We start from the raw sequence: 19,622 nt of genomic DNA on the forward strand, positions 1-19,622 counted from the left end.
AGCATCTACCGGTTTATAATCGATGCCGACAAAACGCGCAAACTACTTTCTTCATTATGACTGCACAACTCTCCAAAAAAGCCGAAGCCTGGTCGGCCCGCTTCAACGAACCCGTTTCGGACCTCGTAAAACGCTATACCGCCTCGGTATTCTTCGACAAACGCCTGGCCAAGGCCGACATCCAGGGCTCGCTGGCCCACGCCGAAATGCTGGCCGCGCAAGGCATCATCAGCGCCGCCGACCGCGCCGAGATCGAACGCGGCATGGCGCAGATCTCGTCCGAGATCGAAGCCGGCCAGTTCGAATGGCTGCTGGACCTGGAAGACGTCCACCTGAATATCGAAAAACGCCTGACCGAACTGGTGGGCGACGCCGGCAAGCGCCTGCACACTGGCCGCTCCCGCAACGACCAGGTGGCCACCGACATCCGCCTGTACGTGCGCTCGGCCATCGACGACGTGGTCGAACTGCTCAACGCCCTGCGCGGCGCGCTGACCGACCTGGCCGAAAAGAACGCCGACACCATCATGCCCGGCTTCACCCACATGCAGGTGGCGCAGCCGATCACCTTCGGCCACCACATGCTGGCCTACGTCGAGATGTTCGGCCGCGACGCCGAGCGCATGGCCGACTGCCGCAAGCGCGTCAACCGCCTGCCGCTGGGCGCCGCCGCGCTGGCCGGCACCACCTTCCCGATCGACCGCCTGCGCGTGGCCAAGACGCTGGGCTTCGACGACGTCTGCCACAACTCGCTGGACGCCGTCTCGGACCGCGACTTCGCCATCGAGTTCACCGCCGCCGCCTCGCTGATCATGACGCACATCTCGCGCATGTCCGAAGAGCTGGTGATCTGGATGAGCCCACGCGTGGGCTTCATCGACATCGCCGACCGCTTCTGCACCGGCTCGTCGATCATGCCGCAAAAGAAAAACCCGGACGTGCCGGAACTGGCGCGCGGCAAGACCGGTCGCGTATACGGCCACCTGATGGGCCTTTTGACCCTGATGAAGGGCCAGCCGCTGGCCTACAACAAGGACAACCAGGAAGACAAGGAACCGCTGTTCGACACCGTCGACACCGTGGTCGACACGCTGCGCATCTTCGCCGACATGGCCGGCGGCATCAGCGTCAAGCCGGAAGCGATGCGCGCCGCCGCGCTGCAGGGCTACGCCACCGCGACCGACCTGGCCGACTACCTGGTCAAGAAGGGCCTGCCGTTCCGCGACGCCCACGAAGCCGTGGCCCGCGCCGTGCGCGCCTGCGACGACCTGAAGATCGACCTGGCAGAAATGTCGCTGGAGCAGCTGCGCGCCTTCTCGGCGCTGATCCAGGACGACGTGTTCGCCGTGCTGACCTTGGAAGGCTCGGTCGCCGCGCGCGACCACGTCGGCGGCACCGCGCCGAACCAGGTGCGCAAGGCGATTGCCCGCGTGCGCGAACAGCTGGCAAAATAAACCCCGCGTCGCTCCCGCGCAAGCGGGAGTCCATGCCGGGCATCCGCAGCCGCTCGGCATGGATTCCCGCCTGCGCGGGAATGACGTCCCGGACATCCCGAACGCCCGCCAGAGGATAGAGGAGACACAAATGTTTATGCCGGTCTCGCGAGCCATCGACAAGCTCAATGAAAAGATCGCCCACGCCGTCGGCTGGTGCCTGCTGGCCGCCGTCACCATCTGCACCGTCAACGCCGTGGTGCGCTACACCCTCAACATGAGCTCCAACGCCTGGCTGGAGATCCAGTGGTACCTGTTCGCGTCGATGTTCATGCTGGCCTCGGCCTACACGCTCAAGCGCGACGAGCACGTGCGCATCGACGTCGTCGCCGGCCGCTTCTCCAAACGCACGCAGGTCTGGATCGACCTGTTCGGCTACCTGCTGTTCCTGATGCCGATCTCGCTGGTGATCCTGTACTACGGCACGCCGTTCGCGCTGCTGTCGCTGCGAAGCGCCGAGATGTCCAGCAACGCCGGTGGCCTGATCGTCTGGCCGGCCAAGATGCTGGTGCCGGTCGGCTTCCTGCTGATGGTGCTGCAGGGCGTCTCCGAGATCATCAAGCGCATCGCCTTCCTGGCCGGGAAAATCGACGGCCACGAATTCGCCAAGCACGCCGCCACGCCGCAGGAAGAGATCGAAGCGATCAAAGCCGCCAATAAGATCAACTAAAGGCCACATACATGGAAGCATTCCTGGTAGCGAACCTGGCGCCCATCATGTTCGGCGCGCTGGTGATTTTCCTCCTCTCCGGTTTTCCCGTCGCGTTCTCGCTGGCCGCCAACGGCCTGTTCTTCGGCATCGTCGGCATCGAGCTGGGCCTGCTGAAACCCGAGCTGCTGCAGGCGCTGCCCAACCGCATCTTCGGCATCATGGCCAACGACACGCTGCTGGCCATCCCCTTCTTCACCTTCATGGGCCTGATCCTCGAGCGCTCCGGCATGGCCGAGGACCTGCTCGACACCATAGGCCAGCTGTTCGGACCGATACGCGGCGGCGTCGCCTACGCGGTGATCTTCGTCGGCGCGCTGCTGGCGGCGACCACCGGCGTGGTGGCCGCCTCGGTGATCTCGATGGGCCTGATCTCGCTGCCGGTCATGCTGCGCTACGGCTACGACAAGAAGCTGGCGGCCGGCGTCATCGCCGCTTCCGGCACGCTGGCGCAGATCATCCCGCCGTCGCTGGTGCTGATCGTCATGGCCGACCAGCTGGGCCGCTCCGTCGGCGACATGTACAAGGCCGCCTTCGTGCCCGGCCTGCTGCTGACGGCGCTGTACGCCGGCTACGTGCTGGCGATATCGATCTTCAAGCCGAAGATGGTGCCGGCGCTGCCGCTGGAAGCGCGCAACCTGCGCCAGCCCAATGGCGACAGCGGCGCCCGTTCGCTGCTGGTGCTGGTGATCGGCGCGGTGGCCGCGTCGTTCGCCTTCGCCCACTACTGGGGCGCCGGCCACCCGGCGCTGGCCGCCGATGAACTGGGCATCTTCTCCGGCGCGGTCGGCATCGTCGGCGCCTTCGCGTTCGCGCTGGCCAACCGCCACCTGAAACTGGGCCTGCTGTCGCGCATGGCCGAGCGCGTGGTGTTCGTCATGATCCCGCCGCTGGCGCTGATCTTCCTGGTGCTCGGCACCATCTTCATCGGCCTGGCCACACCGACCGAGGGCGGCGGCATGGGCGCGATGGGCGCCATCCTGCTGGCGATGTTCAACGGCCGCCTGTCGCTGGACCTGACCAAACAGGCGATGCACTCGACCACCCGCCTGTCCTGCTTCGTGGTGTTCATCCTGATCGGCTCCACCGTGTTCTCGCTGGTGTTCCGCGGCGTGAACGGCGACCTGTGGGTCGAGCACCTGCTGTCCAGCCTTCCCGGCGGCAGCACCGGCTTCCTCATCGTCGTCAACATCCTGTTCTTCGTGCTGGCCTTCTTCCTCGACTTCTTCGAGCTTGCCTTCATCCTGGTGCCGCTGGTGGGCCCGGTGGCGGACAAGCTGGGCATCGACCTGATCTGGTTCGGCGTGCTGCTGGGCGTGAACATGCAGACCTCCTTCATGCACCCGCCGTTCGGCTTCGCGCTGTTCTACCTGCGCTCGGTCGCGCCGAAGGAAGTGAAGACCTCCGACATCTACTGGGGCGCGATCCCGTTCGTGCTGATCCAGATCGTCATGGTGGTGCTGATCATCAGCTTCCCCAACCTGGTGTCGGTGGAGAAGAAGGTCGACATGAACGAGCAGATCGAACTGAAGCTCGACACGCCGCCACCGCCGGCCGAAGAGAAGAAGGACGACGAGGCGCCGCAGCTGAACTTCTCGACCGACACGGAGAAGAAATGACGCGCCCGACGCTGACCTACCGCAAGCCGCAGCTGGGCCGCGACTACTGGGTCAAGGACGACATCCTGCCCAACGCGCGGGAAGTCGCGCAGCGCTGCTTCGCCCGCGAAGACTGGGAGCTCGGCGCGCCGCACCGCCCGGAACCCTGGCCCGGCATGCGCAGCAAGGGCGCGCTGCTGCCGGACGAACTGGCGCTGGTGGAAGCCTGGGTCAAGAAGGTGACGGGAGCGAAGAAGCTGTGGCAGGAGGCCACGCCGCAGGGCAGCACGCTCAATCACAACTACGTGCAGCTGGTGGGCGGGATCGAATCCGGCCCGCGGCCGCATACCGATTCGCTCAAGCTGTGCCGCTACGCGGCGGTGATCTACCTGTCGCCGGACCCGCTGCCGGCGGCCGGCACCTCGTTCTACCGGCTGCGCTATCCGGACGGCACGCTGGGCGGCAACTACTGTAGTCCCCCGCACGCCAACCTGCGCGAGGCGCTGGGCGTGACCAGCCTGCCGCCGCAGGCCTGGCACGAGGACCTGCGCGTCGACAACCAGTTCAACCGCATGCTGCTGTACCGCGCCAACATGGTCCACTCGGCCAGCGGCTACTTCGGCTGCGACCACGACGACAAGCGCATGACCGCTGTGTTCTTCTGGATGGCGTGACGCCCTCGATCAGAGCGTCACCATCTTCGACAGCACCGAAAACGCAGCGCCGGTCTGGTTCTGCTCCAGCAGGATGGTCAGCTCGGTGTAGGTGCAGATCATGTTGACCAGGTTGATCTTGTCCCACGCCAGCTGCTTGAGGATGGCGTGATAGATGCCCGGCGTGCGGCTGGTGTCGGGATTGAGGTGCAGCGTGACCGCGCTCAGGTTGTCCTGCCGCGCCAACAGCCGCTCGCCGACGAACACCTCCTCCACCATGCAAGTGAGCACCCGGCTGCAGATCACCATCACCTCGTTGACGCCGCGCGTCACCGTGACGAAGGAGCCGCGCATCGGCTCCGCGCGCGCCAGCAGCTGGCGGTGGCATTCGTTGACGCTGTCCGTGTAGCGGAAGGTGTATTCGGTCAGCTCGGTGCGGGTGGTCAGCTCGCCGGTCTTCTGCGCCAACGCGATCGGCTCGTTGCTCGCCTCCGGCAGGCGCTCGGCGACGCGGCGCAGCGCCATCACCACCGCCGCCTGGCCGACCGGCTTCCACAAATCGCTCTCCAGCTGCGGCTGCAGCTGGCGCGCCAGCTCCGACAGGTTGATCAGGTTGCGCCGCAGCCCTTCCGTGAGAAAAGACGACTCCATGACGATGCGTTCTACTTTGGTGGCAATCGACAGCATGCAAGTTCCCCTTGTCCGCGCGCCGGCGGACAAAAACTAAGCTGATAGCAGGCGCTGTGCCGCGCGGCCGCCGTGATCGGGGCCGCGCAGCGACGCAATAGCCTCGCCGGCGCCCCGGATAGGGGCGCGGCGGCGGAAGATATGCGGCAAGCGTTGGTCTTTAACTGGGAGCGATGCTAGATCGGCGGCGGGGCCGTCGTATGGGAGGCGCGCAGCGCGCGGGCGGAACTGAAATCGTGCTGTGGGTGTGCGGTCATTTTCTTCTTCCTGTGGTTCCCGATTGCGCTTGTTATCAAGGGTCGTGCCCTGCGCTTTTTATGTGCCGGTCCGGGACCATAATCCCAGCCGGCTGCAACTAGTTTAATTCGCAATATTAAATCTATGCAACTGGGATTTGCTGAATTTTTGGGCATAGTGTTGCGTAGCCACCGAAAATAGAGCGCGGCGTCTAGTTCGTTGTTCATTTAAGACAAAACCCTTCAATCGTGCGCCTTCCAGCGTGCCTACTCTGGTATGCGCCATGGTCGGACAAGGCCGCATGCCCTCCCGGAATTGTCTAAATTCAGACATTTTTTTCTCCCGCGACTAATTTTCCAAGTTTTTTGACTTCGCCATCTCGACAGGAATAGTGTCGCCTCTGCTCGCCGTTTTAGCCGCACAAAAATCGCTGACCAGCCACCCGCCGGGGCAGCGCCGAAGACGCCGAGTTGGCCACGATCCGGCCAGGCAGCATCAAGCGAAATACACCTAGACCCCATGGAGAAGAGATGAATTTACGTAAGACCCTACTTGCTGCATCCGTCGTCGCCGCTTTGCCGATGATGGTATCCAGCGCAGCCCAGGCGGCTGCACAACTGATGTCCGCCCCGGTCAGCCTGGCCTCTCCACAAGAGAGCAAGGGACTGGTCGCCAAGCTGACGGCGCTGGACGCCGAGCACGGCCTGTCGGCCGATCACAGCTTCCGCATCAGCAGCCAGCACCCTGGCGTCGTCGGCCAGAAAATCACCCGCGCGCAGCACACCTTCAAGGGTCTGCGCGTGTACGGTTCCGAATCGGTGGTGGTGACCAATGACGCCGGCGACATCGTCAGCGAATCGGTCTCCGACCGCCGCGCGGCGCTGGGCGCCGACACCAACGGCGTGACCGCCGGTAAAACCGCCGCCATCGCCGACACCACGCCGTCGCTGAGCGCCAGCGACGCCATCGCACTGGTGGTCAAGGCCGTCGCCCCGAGCGGCACGCACCGCTGGGCGCCGAGCGCCGAGCTGCTGATCTACCCAGTGATGAAGTCGGTGCGCATCGCCTCGGCCGTCAACAAGTCCGAAGCCGCGCTGAACGCGATGGACCTGGAAGACGTGGTCGACCACTACGAGCTGGCCTACTTCGTGCAGACCCGCATGGCCAACAAGGGCAAGCCGGTGTACTTCGACACCATCCTCAACGCCAAGACCGGCGCCGTGATCGCCCAATGGCAGGCGCTGCAAACCGTGGTCGGCACCGGCAACAGCCAGTACAACGGCGTGGTGCCTATCCAGACCTCGCTCTCGGGCAGCACCTACAAGATGCTCGATTCGACCCGCGGCACCGGCGGCACCTACGGCGGCATGGCCATCACCGACGCGGCCCACAGCTCGGCCGACAATCCAAATGCCGGCAGCATCTACACCAACACCACCAACACCTGGGGTGACGGCAAGCAGTACATCAATGGCGGCAGCGACACCAACGCCAATGGCCAGACCGCCGCGGTCAACGCGCTGTGGGGCTTGATGAACACCTACGACACGATGAAGAACGTGCTGGGCTGGCAATCGCTGGACGGTAACAACACCGCCACCTACATCGCCGCCCACGTCGACACCGCCTACGACAACGCCTTCTTCGACCCGGGCTGCAAGTGCATGTACATCGGCGACGGCTCCAGCTTCTACAGCCTCGGTTCGATCGACGTGATCGGCCACGAAATGTCGCACGGCGTCACCGACGCCACCTCCAACCTGACCTACTCCGGCGAATCGGGCGGCTTGAACGAGTCGAACTCGGACATCGGCGGCGAGATGGTCGAAGCCTATGCCCGCAACGGCGGCACCGGCGTGGTGATTCCGGCCAGCGGCAACGACTGGATGATGGGCAAGGAGATCAGCAAAACCGGCCAGCCGCTGCGCTGGATGTACAAACCGAGCAAGGACGGCAGCAGCCCGGACGCCTGGAGCAGCACGATCAAGAACCTGAACGTGCACTATTCCAGCGGCCCTAACAACCGCATGTTCTACTTCCTGTCGCAGGGTTCGAACGCCAGCAGCACCAGCGACTACTACTCGAAATACCTGATCAAGAGCCCTGCCGCGATGACCGGTATCGGCAACGACAAGGCATTCCGCATCTGGTTCAAGGCGAACACCACCAAGTTCACCGCCTCGACCAACTACGCCGACGCCCGCAACAAGGTGCTGCTGGCAGCGCAGGAACTGTATGGCGTGGGCTCGAAGGAAGCCATCGCCGTGCAGCGCGCCTACGCCGCGATCAACGTCGGCGCCGACATCGACGAAGCAGCCGGCGGTTCCGCCGTGTCGATCTCGACCCAGCCAGCCAGCGTGACCGTGGCTGCCGGCTCGACCGCATCGTTCAGCGTCGGCGCCACCGGCGGCACCGCGCCATACACCTACAAGTGGTACCGCAACGGCGCGGTGATCAGCGGCGCCACCTCGGCCACCTACTCGCTGACGGCGCAATCGACCGACAACGGCGCGGTGTTCAACGCCGTCGTCAGCGATTCGTCGTCGCCGGTCAAGACCGCGACCTCCGGCAATGCCACGCTGACCGTCGGCAGCACCGGCGGCAGCACCGAGCGCGTGACCAACGGCGGCTTTGAATCGGGCGCCACCGGCTGGAGCGGCACCACCGGCGTGATCGGCACCTTCACCGGCGAAACGGCCTACGAAGGCACCAAGTACGCCTACCTGGGCGGCAACGGCCAGACCGCGTCCGAAACGCTGACCCAGGCCGTGACGATCCCGTCGACCGCCACCTCGGCATCGCTGACCTTCGCACTGCATATCGACACCGCTGAATCGGGCACCACCGCCTACGACAAGCTGGTTGTCACCGTGAAGAACAGCGCCGGCACCGTGCTGGGCACCCTGGCCACGTATTCGAACGCGAACGCGGCCAGCGGCTACCAGATCCGCACCTTCAACATGATCGCGTACAAAGGCCAGACCGTCACGCTGTCGTTCGCCATGACGGAAGACTCGTCGCTGCAAACGTCGTTCGTGGTGGACAAGGTCAGCCTGATCACCCAGTAAGTGAGGTTGTAACACCTGGACAGCCCCGTCCACCCCATCGGGGCTGTTTTTAAAGAGGCGGCAGCGCATCGCCGCCTCGTTTTTTCTGGTTGAGTAAGGCAGTAGCATGCGATGCAGTTCCACCTACAAGTGCAGGGCGGGCCATCCGGCCGGCAAACCATAGCGATCGACGCCGCCAGCGAGGCGGAGGCGATACGGCAGGCGGCGCGCAGCGGCTGGCGCGTGCTGGCCATCATCGGTACCGGACAATCCGGTGCGGGGGAGCGCGCGCACGCCCGCATCAGCAAGCAGCCCTTCCCGCTGCTGCAGTTCAGCCAGGAGCTGCTGGCTTTACTGGAGGCGGGACTCAATCTGAGCGAGGCCACCGCCACGCTGCTCAACAAGGAAACCCGCGGCGGCGCGCGCGCCACCCTGGCCGCCATCCAGCGCTCGCTGCAACAGGGGAAAAGCTTCTCCGACACCCTGGCCGATTTCCCGGCCGTCTTCCCGGAACTCTACGTCGCCACCGTGCATGCCGCCGAACGCTCGGGCAACCTGCCGGAGGCGCTGGCGCGCTTCGTCGGCTATCAGCTGCAGTTCGACGCCATCCGCAAGAAGCTGGTCTCGGCCGCGATCTACCCGACCATGCTGCTGGTGGTCGGCACGCTGGTCACGCTGTTCCTGATGGGCTATGTGGTGCCGAAGTTCAGCGTGGTCTACGAAAGCTCGGGCCGCGAAATTCCATGGGCCTCGCAGATGCTGCTGGGCTTCGGCAAGACGCTGGCGGCCCATCCGTGGCTGTGCGCCGCCACGCTGGCGGCCGTCGTCGGCGGCGTGGTGCTCGGCCTGGGCAACGCCGCCATGCGCCAGCGGCTGGTGCTGGCGCATGGCGGCTGCCGGTGCTGTCGGCCAAGGCGGCCGAGTTCCGCCTGGCGCGCTTCTACCGCGCGCTGTCGCTGCTGCTGCACGCCGGCATACCGCTGTCGAAGGCGCTGGCGATGACCAACGCCATGCTGCTGCCGTCGCAACAGGTGCAGCTGGTGCAGACGCGCCGCGCGGTCGAACAGGGATTGCCGTTTTCCACCGCGCTGGAACAGAACGCGCTGGCCACGCCGGTGGCGCAGTCGCTGCTCAAGGTCGGCGAGAACACCGGCCGCCTGGGCGACATGCTGGAGCGCTCGGCCAAGTTCCACGATGAGGAATTCGCCCGCTGGGTCGATTGGGCCTCGCGCCTGCTCGAACCCGTGTTGATGACGCTGATCGGGGTGGTGATCGGCGGCGTCGTCGTTTTGATGTACATGCCGATTTTCGAATTGGCGGGGAGTCTGTCATGAATGCACGCGAACCGGCTGTGCTCAGCCCTGAGATGCTGCACGGCGCGCGTGCCGCGGCGCTGGCGCAGGGCCGCCCGCAAATGGCGGTGCTGCAGGAGGCCGCCGGCTTGACGCCCGAAGAGCTGACCCGCCAGCTGGCCAACCTGTTCTGCTATCCGGCCTGGCCGATGAGCAAGCTGCAGGCCGCGCTGCCGGCCTTCGACCTGCTGTCGTACACCGACTGCGCCCAGCGCGACTGCGTGCTGCTGCGCGAAGGTGCCGGCGCGGTCCCCGTGCTGGTCATCGGCGATCCCTACGCCGACGATACGCTGCAATGGGCCGACTACGCCATCGGTGCCGCCTACACGGTGGCGCTGGCGCACCCCGACGACCTGACCGCCTATCTGGCGCAGCAGGAAAGCGTGCAGCAGGCCATGCAGGACATGATGGAGGACGGCAGCCACGGCGAGCTGGCGGACCTGGACCAGACCATCGAGGACATCTCGCTGATACGCATCAGCGAAGACAGCAGCCCGGTGGTCAAGCTGGTCAACTCGACGATCTACGACGCGCTGAAGTTCCAGGCCAGCGACATCCACCTGGAATGCGACGCCGCCAGCCTGGTCATCAAGTACCGCGTCGACGGCGTGCTGGTGCAGGCCGGCACGGTGCAGGGCCTGCAGATGGCCGAGCAGATCATCTCCCGCATCAAGGTGCTGGCGGAGCTGGACATCGCCGAGCGCCGCGTGCCGCAGGACGGCCGCTTCAAGGTGCGCGTGAAAGGCAGCGAGATCGACTTCCGCGTCTCGATCATGCCGAACATCTTCGGCGAAGATGCGGTGCTGCGCCTGCTCGACCGTCGCGCGCTGACCGAGGCGGCAGCCGCGTTGCGGCTGGAGAGCCTGGGCCTGAACGCCGACGCCATCGTGCAGATCCGGCGCCTGGCCGCCAAGCCGCACGGCATGCTGCTGGTGACGGGCCCGACCGGCTCCGGCAAGACCACCACGCTGTACGCCGCCATCACCGAAATCAACACGGGGCGCGACAAGATCGTCACCATCGAGGATCCGGTGGAATACCGGCTGCCGCGCGTGCTGCAGATTCCCGTCAACGAGAAAAAAGGCCTGACCTTCGCGCGCGGCCTGCGCTCCATCCTGCGCCACGATCCGGACAAGATCATGATCGGCGAGATCCGCGACGACGAAACCGCGCAGATCGCGGTGCAGGCTTCGCTGACGGGCCACCTGGTGTTCACCACGGTCCATGCCAACAACGTGTTCGACGTGGTCGGCCGCTTCCTGCACATGGGCGTCGATCCGTACAGCTTTGCGGCGGCGCTGAACGGCATCGTCGCCCAGCGCCTGCTGCGGCTCAACTGCGAACACTGCGCGGTGGACGTCGCGCCCGATCCACAAGACCTGCTGGATAGCGGCCTGAGTGCCGATTCCGTGCGCGACTGGCGCTTCAAGGCGGGAAGCGGCTGCCGCCATTGCCGCGGCACCGGCTACAAGGGCCGCAAGGCCGTGGCAGAGGTGCTGATCCTGAACGACGCCATGCGGGAAATGATCTGCACCCGCGCGCCGGTCAGCCGCATGAAGGAGGAAGCCGCCACCATGGGCTTCCGGCTGGCGCGCAGCGCCGGGCTGGATCTGGTACGGCAGGGCGAAACGACTTTACTGGAGCTCAATCGTGTCACTTACTGAACGCCTGTTTTCACGAGCGCCGCTGGCGCGCCTGATGCAGCAAGGCCGCCTGCGCATCCTGTTGACGCCGCAGCAGCTGCGGTGCGTGGTCGTGCAGGGCAAGCGCCTGGTCGAAGACAGCGTCCAGCAGATCGCCGTGGACCATGCCGGCGGCCACTGGCAGGCCAGCGTGGACGCGTTGCGCGCCTTGCTGCAGCAGCCGGCGATAGCGTCGGCCAGGCTGCCGCTGGAAATCAGCCTGTCGGGCCGCTGGAGCCAGATGGTGCTGGCGCCGTGGAGCGACGCGCTTCTGTCCGAGCCCGGCGCCAGCCGCTTCCTGCAGATGCAGCTGGCCGCGCTCTACGGCGACAACGCGCGCGGCTGGAGCATCGCCAGCGACGATGCGCCCTATGGCCAGACGCGCGTGGTCTGCGGCGTCGACAGCACGCTGCTGCAGGCATTGAAGGATGTCGCCACCGAATGCGGTCATCCATGCCGCGCCATCGAACCGTTGCTGGCCACCGCCCTGCGTCCGCTCGACGCGGCGGCCGGCGCGCTGGCGCTGATCGAACCTGGCCGCATCACCATGGCTGCACTGGATGGCAAGCGCATCACGGCGATCCAGTCGCAGCCGGCCGGCGAAGCCTGGCGCCTCGCGCTGCCGCAGGCCTGGCAGCGCTGGACCCTGCGCGCTCCGGAACTGGCGGGGATCGAGCAGGTCGCCGTAGTCGACCTGTCCATGGCGCAGGCGTCGCCGGAACCGTTGCCGGCGCGCTTCCGTTTGATCGACAGTCCGCTTGGCGGCGAGGCGGCAGCCACCGCAACCATCCTGCCGTTCCCCGCACAGTCGGAGGCTGCCGCATGACGCGCCTGAACTTCCTGCCCCGCGCGGTTCCGCTCTCCGGCTGGCGCCTTGTCCTGCTGAGCCTCGGCGTCGTAGCGCTGCTGCCGGCCGCCGTCAACTGGGCATCACATCTGCAGGCCGTGAGCCGTCTGGAGGCTCGTCTGGACTCCCAAGCCGCCGCGCAACCGGTACGGCTGACCCGTCCCGCACTGGCGCCGGCCCAGCAGCACGAACAGGACCTGCAGGTGAAGGCCGTAGCCGAAGCGGTGCGCCAGCTCAACCTGCCCGTCACGCGCCTGATCAAATCCATCGCCGCGCCGGCCGATGTCCGCGTCGCCTTGCTCGCGCTGGATCTGAACGGCCAGCAGCCGCAAGACGGCACCGATGCCGCCGTGCCATCGGGCGCGCTGAAGATCGTGGCCGAAGCGGAAACCGCGCAAGACATGATCAATTACCTGGCCTTCCTCAACCAGCAGCCGATGTTCCGCTCCGTGTATCTGGTCAAGCACGAAATGGCGGCGGGCGGCACCGGCGAACGGCCGTATCACTTTCAGCTGGAGGCCCAATGGCGGCAATAAGATCCGGTGCGCTGCCCAAGCTGAAGCTGGCCGTGCCCCCCAACCTCGCCCCACGGCTGGCATGGCAGGCACGCCGCCTGCTGCGCCAGTGCGGCCCCGGCGTCGTCGGCGGCGTCGCCTGTTTGCTGCTGACGGTCCTGGCGCAATGGCACGCGACGCAGCTGGACCAACGCCAGATCGCGTTGACCCGACAGTTGAACGCTGCGGCCCGCGCAGCTGCCGCGCCGCATGCTCCGGTCGCCACCGCCGCCGGCGGCGTGGCCGCCTTCTACGCTTACCTGCCGGCGCACGACGCCATTCCTGACCAGCTCAAGGAACTGGTGCGCGTGGCGCAGCAAAGCGGCATCGCGCTGAACAAGGCCGAGTACAAGGCCGAACAGGATGGCAAGGCAGGCTTCCTGCGCTACCGCATCACGCTGCCGATCAAGGCGGATTACGCCAGCACGCAAGGCTTCATCATCAATGCATTGCAGGCGCTGCCGACGCTGACGCTGGAATCGGTCGCCTTCAAGCGCGAACAGATCGAAGCGGGCGACGTCGAGACACGCATCCAGTTCGTGCTGCTGGTGCGCCGCCAGGAGGACCGGCGATGAGGAAGATAGTCATCGGCGCCGCCGCCGTCGCCACGCTGCTGGCCGCGTGGTTCGCGCCGGATCAGGATGGCGGCGTCGTCGGCCCGGCGGCGGCAACGACGCGCGAGGCCGCACCGCCCGTCCCCGTCACTGATGTCACCCCGGCCGGCACGCCCGAAGAACTGCAAATCCACCCGCGCGTCGCGGACGACGACATGGGCAACGTCTTCGCCAAGCAAAGCTGGGCGCCGGAAGCGCCGAAGAAGATGATGCAGGAACAGGCGCCACAGCCGCAGGCCGCAGCGACATCCGCATCGGGACCGCCGGCGCTGCCCTTCCAGTTTGTCGGCCGTTTCACCGACGAGGGCAAGACCGCGTGGTTCCTGCAGATCGATGGCCAGAATATCGTCGCCCGTCCCGGCGAGAAGGTCAACGACGACTACATGCTCGACAGCGTCAACGGCGGAACGATGACCTTCATCTACCTGCCGCTCCACCAAAAACAAACCTTAGTCGTAGGGGACACCAATTGAAATCCATCGCCAACCGCCTGCACACGCTGGCCGCCGCCTGCCTGCTGCTAAGCGCCTGCGCCGGCAGCCAGACCTTCAAGGAAGGCAATGCCCTGCTGGACGCCGGCCAGATCGACCAGGGCCTGGCCAAACTGGAACAAGCCGCCCACGAAGATCCGCACAACGCCGAATACCGCATCGTCCTGCTGAACCGCAAACTCAAGCTGGTCAACGCAATGAACAGCCGCGCCGACACGCTGCGCCTGAAAGGCCAGTCCGCCGACGCAACGGCGCTGTATGAACAGGCGCTGGCCATCGATCCGGCCAATCTGATCGCGCGCCAGGGCCTGGCGGCGCTGGCCCAGGACCAGCGCCTGCAGCAGACGATGGCCGACGCGGAAGCGCTGCTGCAGCGCGGCGGCGACGCCAACCTGACGCAGGCGCAGGAGATGCTGCGTCCCCTGCTGGTCGAACGTCCCAACCAGCGCGACCTCCAGCGCCTGAAGACACGCCTCAACGACGCGCAAGCGCGACTGCGGCCGGCCAGCGGCCGCCTGGCGGTCGCCTACCGCAAACCCGTGACGCTGGAATTTCGCGACGTGCCGCTACGGTCGGTGTTCGATTTTCTCAGCAAGATCTCGGGTCTGAACTTCGTCTTCGACCGCGACGTCGATCCTAACCTGCGCGCCACGATCTCGGTGCGCGACACCAGCATCGAGGAAGCCATCGGCATGCTGTTGAGCGCGAACCAGCTGGAGCAAAGCATCACCAGCGATCGCTCGGTCACCATCTACCCGAACAATCCGCAAAAGCAGAAGGACTACCAGCAGCTGCTGGTACGCAGCTTCTTCCTGGCCAATTCCGATGTCAAGACCGTGGCGTTCTCGCTGAAGACACTGTTGAAGGCGAAGGACATCGTCACCGATGAACGCATCGGCACCATCATCATGCGCGACACGCCGGAGATGATACGCATGGCCGAGCGTATCATCGCGGTGCAGGACGTCGCCGATCCGGAAGTGATGCTGGAAGTGGAAGTGCTGGAAGTGAAGCGCACGCGCGGCCAGGAGCTGGGCATCCGCTGGCCCGATTCGGCCGGCCTGACCTTGCTGGGCAGCGGCCAGTATGGCGCGCTCAACGTCGGCGACCTTCGCCGCATCAACGGCAGCAATATCGGCCTGGCGCTGGGTTCCGTCACGCTCAACGCCAACAAGACGGACACGGACAGCAATATCCTCGCCAATCCGCGCATCCGCGTGCGCAACAAGGACAAGGCCAAGGTGCTGATCGGCGACCGCGTGCCCGTGATCACGGTCACCACCAACAACGGCGTCAGCGCCGACAGCGTGAACTATGTGGACGTCGGCCTGAAGCTCGACGTTGAACCCAACATCTACCTGGACGATGAAGTGGCGATCAAGATCAACCTGGAAGTCAGCAGCGTGGTCAAGGAGATCGTCAGCAAATCCGGCACGCAGGCTTACCAGATCGGCACCCGCAGCGCCGCCACCGTGCTGCGCCTGAAGGACGGCGAGACGCAGGTGCTGGCCGGCTTGATCAGCGACGAAGACCGCACCACCGCCAACAAGGTGCCGGGCGTGGGCGACCTGCCGATGCTGAGCCGTTTGTTCGGCTCCCAGAAGGACGACTCGACCCGCAGCGAGATCGTGTTGTCGATCACGCCGCGCATACTGCGCTCGATACGCCGGCCGGAGTTGACGGCGGCGGAGTTCAACTCCGGCACCGAATCCGACATCGGCGGCCGCAGCCAGGTCACCACGCTGGCTTCGGTGGGCGATGCAGCGGAAGCGCCGGAAGCCACGCAACCGCAGCGCGACGCATCCCCGGTTTCCGGCGGATCTTCCATGACCGGCAGTTCCGGCATGACTGGAGGCGACGCACCGCCGGCGCCAACTCCGGCCAAGCCCGAACCGGCTGGCCCGGTTTCCAACTCATCGAAAAAGGTCCAGTAGGCATGTGGCGCAAGGCCGAACGCGGCTTCACCTTCATCGAGTTGATGATCACGCTGTCCATCCTCGCCACGCTGGCGATGGTGGCGGCGCCGATGGCGCAGGTAGCGCTGCAGCGCGAGAAGGAGCACCAGCTGCGCGCCGCGCTGATCGAAGTCCGCGAGGCGATCGATGCCTACAAGCGCGCAGCCGACAACGGCCACATCAAGCTGTCGATAGGCGATTCCGGCTATCCGAAAAGACTCGAAGACCTGGTCACTGGCGTGCCGGACCAGCGCAGCCCGCGCAAGCAGAACATGTACTTCCTGCGCCGCATCCCGCGCGACCCGTTCGCGCCGTCCGAGGCGAGCGGCGGCGGCTGGGCCGTCCGCGCCTACGCCTCGCCGCCGGACAATCCCAGTGAAGGTGAAGACGTTTTCGACATCAGTTCGCGCTCCGGAAAAATGGGCCTGAACGGCATCCCCCTCAAACAATGGTGACGCCATGAACCGCAACAAGGCATTCACGCTGGTCGAATTGCTGGTGGTGTTGGCGATTATCTCGCTGCTGCTGACGATCGCCCTGCCCCGGTATTTCAGCTCCGTCGACAAATCGAAGGAAGTCGCGCTGAAGGAAAATCTGCAAGTACTCCGCAGCGGCATCGATAAATACTATGCGGACAAGGGCGAATATCCGGCCGCGCTGTCCGACCTGGTAAGCCAGCACTACTTCCGCAAGGTGCCCATGGATCCGGTGACGGAATCCGCCGTCACCTGGCAGCTGCTGCCCTCCGCCGACGCCGACAAACCCGGCGTGGCAGACATCCGCAGCGGCGCCAAAGGAAAAACCCGCGATGGCATCCCGTTCGGCCAACTCTAAACCGCCGCGCCAGCGCGGCTTCGCCTATCTGTGGACGCTGATGCTGGTGGCGTTCATGGGCGTCGGCCTGACCATCGCGGCGGACCTGTACGCAACCGCGATGCGGCGCGACAAAGAGCGCGAGCTGCTGTTCATCGGCCATGAATTCCGCCACGCGCTGGAGAGCTACGTCAAGGCCAATGGCCTGAGCCAGTATCCGCTGACGCTCGACGACCTGCTGAAGGACCCGCGCTTCGCCAACCCCAGGCGCCACCTGCGCCGGCTCTACGCCGATCCGGTCACGGGCAAGCCGGAATGGAGTCTGATACTACAGCAGGGCCGCATCGTCGGCATCCACTCGACATCGCCCCTGCGTCCGATCAAACAGGACAACTTCGACGACGACGATGCGGGCCTGGCAAAAAAGTCGCGCTATGCCGATTGGATCTTCACCTATCCCTTCGATCTGTTCACCATACCGCAGGGTGGCGACGTCAAACGCTGACTTTATTGATATAGGACAGTACCTGTCCACCCTCTCCGTTCTAGCGTGACTCATCCGCATTGGCGGAATCGGCGACATCATTCGATACCGCTGGAATGTCGACATGGGAGGATGAGATGATCCTACGTATGCACTTGCTAACGGCCAGCATCGCCGCAGCTGTCTCGATGCTGTCCACCACCGCGTCGCGTGCGGCCGAACAACTGATGGCAGCACCGGTCAACATCGCCTCGCCGCCGGAGGCCGCCGGACTTGTGGCCCGGCTGGCCGCGCTGGACGCCGCGCGCGGGCCCGCCACCGACTACAGCTTCCACATCAGCAGCCAGCACCCCGGCGTGACCGGCCAGAAGATCACGCGCGCCCAGCATACGTACAAGGGCTTGCGCGTGTTCGGCTCGGAATCGGTGGTGGTCACCGATGCATCGGGCGGCATCATCAGTGTCTCCACATCCGACCGGCGGCCCGCACTGAGCCCCAACGCCGCGGCGGCGACGCCGTTGACCGACACGACGCCGGTGCTGAGCACCGATGACGCCATCGCGGTGGCTGCCAAGTCGACCGCGCCGCGCGGTACGCATCGCTGGCCGCCAAGCGCCGAACTGCTGGTCTACCCGTTGATGAACTCCGTGCGCAAGCCCACCGCCGCCGGCAAGCCGGAATCGGAACTGAACGCCACGGACGTCGAGGACGTAGTCGATCACTACGAACTGGCCTACTATGTGAAGACGCGCATGGCGCAGGATGGCAAGCCGGTTTACTACGATACCGTCGTCAACGCGAAAACCGGCGCGATCATCGCGCAGTGGGTGGCGCTGAAGACGGTGGTCGGCACCGGCAACAGCCAGTACAACGGTGTGGTGCCGATCAATACCACGCAATCCGGCTCCACCTTCCAGATGCTGGATGCGTCGCGCGGCACCGGCGGAAAATTCGGCGGCATGGCGATCACCAACGCCAACCACAGCTCGGCCAGTAATCCGAATCCCGGCGCCATCTACACCAACAGCACCAATACCTGGGGCGACGGCAAGCAGTACATCAACGGCGGCAGCACCACCAACGCCAACGGCCAGACCGCCGCCGTCAATGCGCTGTGGGGCTTGATGAACACCTATGACGCCAACAAGAACGTGCTGGGATGGCAGTCGCTGGATGGGAACAACACGTCGACCTACATCGCCGCGCACGTGGACACGGCCTACGACAACGCCTTCTACGATGACAGCTGCAAGTGCATGTACATCGGCGACGGCAACACCTTCTACAGCCTGGGCTCGATCGACGTCATCGGTCACGAAATGTCGCACGGCGTCGCCGCATCCACGGCCGACCTGGTGTACGCCGGCGAGTCGGGCGGCTTGAACGAATCGAACTCGGACATCGGCGGCGAAATGGTGGAAGCCTACGCGCGCGCGGGCGGCACCGGAACATCGATCCCGCTTACCGGCAACGATTGGATGATGGGCAAGGAGATCAGCAAATCCGGCCAGCCGCTGCGCTGGATGTACAAACCCAGCAAGGATCGCAGCAGCCCCGATGCGTGGAGCACCTCGCTGAAGAACCTGGACGTGCACTATTCCAGCGGGCCGAATAACCGCATGTTCTACTTCCTGTCGCAGGGTTCGAACGCCGACTCCACGACCGAGTACTACAGCAAATACCTGGTGAAGAGTCCCGCCGCGATGACCGGCATCGGCAACGACAAGGCTTACCGCATCTGGTTCAAGGCACTGACCACCAAGTTCACCTCGTCGACCAACTACGCCGACGCCCGCGGCAAGGTGCTTGCGTCGGCGCAGGAGCTGTATGGCGCCGATTCGAAGGAAGCCATCGCCGTACAGCGCGCCTACGCGGCGATCAACGTCGGCGCCGACATCGACGAAGCCGGCGCGGGTGGTGGAGGTGGCGGCGGAGGTGACGGCACGGAACTGGTTATCAATGGCGGTTTCGAATCCGGCACCACCGGCTGGAGCGGCAGCACCCGCGTGATCGGTTCCCACACCGGCCAGACCGCCTACGAAGGCACCCGTTTCGCCTGGCTGGGGGGGAATGGCCGCACTTCTACCGAAACGCTGACCCAGAGCATATCGATTCCAGCCGCAGCCACCAGTGCGACGCTGACCTACGCGCTGCACATCGACACCTCGGAAACCCGCGCCGTGGTCTACGACCGGCTGGTGGTCACGGTAAAAAACAGCAGCGGCGCAGTGCTGTCGACACTGGCCACCTACACCAACCTCGACGCGGCAGCGGGCTACCAGATCCGCAATTTCGATCTGCTGCCCTACAAAGGCCAGACCGTCACGTTGTCCTTTGCAATGCGCGAGGACCGGTCGAAGCAGACCTCGTTCGTGCTCGACAAGGTCAGCCTGATCGCCAAGTAAG

Annotated in this window: 18 protein-coding genes; 17 read left to right on the forward strand and 1 reads right to left on the reverse strand. The window is 65.2% G+C overall.

Going from position 1 to position 19,622, the window contains the following annotated elements; genetic code table 11:
* The first annotated feature begins 56 nt into the window (after positions 1 to 56).
* The 4 genes from argH (at position 57) to ABWW33_RS09200 (ending at position 4,474) form a co-directional block, all read left to right on the forward strand.
* The gene (gene argH, locus ABWW33_RS09185; RefSeq protein WP_176652419.1) at positions 57 to 1,454 is read left to right on the forward strand and encodes an argininosuccinate lyase; all 1,398 of its coding nucleotides are present in this window, start codon (positions 57 to 59) and stop codon (positions 1,452 to 1,454) included.
* Between the two features lie 136 nt (positions 1,455 to 1,590).
* Entirely contained in the window at positions 1,591 to 2,163 is a 573-nt protein-coding gene (locus ABWW33_RS09190) for a TRAP transporter small permease subunit (RefSeq protein WP_176652859.1), read from the forward strand.
* A gap of 11 nt (positions 2,164 to 2,174) precedes the next feature.
* Positions 2,175 to 3,821 (forward strand): TRAP transporter large permease, encoded by a 1,647-nt coding sequence (locus ABWW33_RS09195; protein WP_176652418.1) that lies wholly within the window; start codon positions 2,175 to 2,177, stop codon positions 3,819 to 3,821.
* A complete protein-coding gene (locus ABWW33_RS09200) occupies positions 3,818 to 4,474 on the forward strand; it encodes a DUF6445 family protein (protein WP_176652417.1) in 657 nt (218 codons plus the stop codon). Before ABWW33_RS09195 ends, ABWW33_RS09200 begins: the two co-directional genes overlap by 4 nt.
* A 9-nt stretch (positions 4,475 to 4,483) precedes the next feature.
* Here ABWW33_RS09200 and ABWW33_RS09205 read toward each other — a convergent pair whose 3' ends face one another.
* The gene (locus tag ABWW33_RS09205; protein ID WP_176652416.1) at positions 4,484 to 5,140 is read right to left on the reverse strand and encodes a hypothetical protein; all 657 of its coding nucleotides are present in this window, start codon (positions 5,138 to 5,140) and stop codon (positions 4,484 to 4,486) included.
* Positions 5,141 to 5,907: 767 nt separating this feature from the next.
* On the opposite strand from ABWW33_RS09205, the gene ABWW33_RS09210 reads away from it, so the two are divergent.
* The 13 genes from ABWW33_RS09210 to ABWW33_RS09270 all read left to right on the forward strand — a co-directional run bounded on the left by ABWW33_RS09210 (position 5,908) and on the right by ABWW33_RS09270 (position 19,621).
* The gene (locus tag ABWW33_RS09210) at positions 5,908 to 8,445 is read left to right on the forward strand and encodes a M4 family metallopeptidase (RefSeq protein WP_176652415.1); all 2,538 of its coding nucleotides are present in this window, start codon (positions 5,908 to 5,910) and stop codon (positions 8,443 to 8,445) included.
* A gap of 111 nt (positions 8,446 to 8,556) precedes the next feature.
* The gene (locus ABWW33_RS09215) at positions 8,557 to 9,426 is read left to right on the forward strand and encodes a type II secretion system F family protein (protein ID WP_353400990.1); all 870 of its coding nucleotides are present in this window, start codon (positions 8,557 to 8,559) and stop codon (positions 9,424 to 9,426) included.
* Positions 9,324 to 9,758, forward strand: a complete 435-nt coding sequence (locus ABWW33_RS09220; RefSeq protein ID WP_353400992.1) for a type II secretion system F family protein — start codon at positions 9,324 to 9,326, stop codon at positions 9,756 to 9,758. The genes ABWW33_RS09215 and ABWW33_RS09220 overlap by 103 nt, the downstream gene beginning before the upstream one ends.
* The gene (locus ABWW33_RS09225; RefSeq protein WP_353400994.1) at positions 9,755 to 11,440 is read left to right on the forward strand and encodes a GspE/PulE family protein; all 1,686 of its coding nucleotides are present in this window, start codon (positions 9,755 to 9,757) and stop codon (positions 11,438 to 11,440) included. The genes ABWW33_RS09220 and ABWW33_RS09225 overlap by 4 nt, the downstream gene beginning before the upstream one ends.
* On the forward strand, positions 11,427 to 12,284 hold the full coding sequence (locus ABWW33_RS09230; RefSeq protein ID WP_353400996.1) for a hypothetical protein: 858 nt from the start codon (positions 11,427 to 11,429) through the stop codon (positions 12,282 to 12,284). Before ABWW33_RS09225 ends, ABWW33_RS09230 begins: the two co-directional genes overlap by 14 nt.
* Positions 12,281 to 12,841 carry a PilN family protein gene (locus ABWW33_RS09235; RefSeq protein ID WP_353400998.1) on the forward strand — a complete coding sequence of 187 codons (561 nt, stop codon included), beginning with the start codon at positions 12,281 to 12,283 and terminating at the stop codon, positions 12,839 to 12,841. The genes ABWW33_RS09230 and ABWW33_RS09235 overlap by 4 nt, the downstream gene beginning before the upstream one ends.
* Positions 12,829 to 13,434, forward strand: coding sequence for a hypothetical protein (locus ABWW33_RS09240; RefSeq protein WP_353401000.1), 606 nt, complete (start codon positions 12,829 to 12,831; stop codon positions 13,432 to 13,434). Before ABWW33_RS09235 ends, ABWW33_RS09240 begins: the two co-directional genes overlap by 13 nt.
* The gene (locus ABWW33_RS09245) at positions 13,431 to 13,946 is read left to right on the forward strand and encodes a hypothetical protein (RefSeq protein WP_176652410.1); all 516 of its coding nucleotides are present in this window, start codon (positions 13,431 to 13,433) and stop codon (positions 13,944 to 13,946) included. The genes ABWW33_RS09240 and ABWW33_RS09245 overlap by 4 nt, the downstream gene beginning before the upstream one ends.
* On the forward strand, positions 13,943 to 15,898 hold the full coding sequence (locus ABWW33_RS09250) for a secretin GspD/PilQ domain-containing protein (RefSeq protein WP_176652409.1): 1,956 nt from the start codon (positions 13,943 to 13,945) through the stop codon (positions 15,896 to 15,898). Before ABWW33_RS09245 ends, ABWW33_RS09250 begins: the two co-directional genes overlap by 4 nt.
* A gap of 2 nt (positions 15,899 to 15,900) precedes the next feature.
* Complete coding sequence (locus ABWW33_RS09255) at positions 15,901 to 16,374, forward strand: type II secretion system protein (protein ID WP_353401002.1); 474 nt, start codon at positions 15,901 to 15,903, stop codon at positions 16,372 to 16,374.
* 4 nt (positions 16,375 to 16,378) lie between these two features.
* The gene (locus ABWW33_RS09260; RefSeq protein ID WP_176652407.1) at positions 16,379 to 16,753 is read left to right on the forward strand and encodes a type II secretion system protein; all 375 of its coding nucleotides are present in this window, start codon (positions 16,379 to 16,381) and stop codon (positions 16,751 to 16,753) included.
* Positions 16,728 to 17,237 carry a type II secretion system protein gene (locus ABWW33_RS09265; RefSeq protein WP_353401005.1) on the forward strand — a complete coding sequence of 170 codons (510 nt, stop codon included), beginning with the start codon at positions 16,728 to 16,730 and terminating at the stop codon, positions 17,235 to 17,237. Before ABWW33_RS09260 ends, ABWW33_RS09265 begins: the two co-directional genes overlap by 26 nt.
* 116 nt (positions 17,238 to 17,353) lie before the next feature.
* Complete coding sequence (locus ABWW33_RS09270) at positions 17,354 to 19,621, forward strand: M4 family metallopeptidase (protein WP_353401007.1); 2,268 nt, start codon at positions 17,354 to 17,356, stop codon at positions 19,619 to 19,621.
* The last annotated feature ends 1 nt before the right edge of the window (position 19,622 follow it).

Origin of the sequence: Duganella hordei, assembly GCF_040369125.1 — a bacterium.
GTDB classification, from domain to species: Bacteria; Pseudomonadota; Gammaproteobacteria; order Burkholderiales; family Burkholderiaceae_D; genus Rugamonas; species Rugamonas hordei.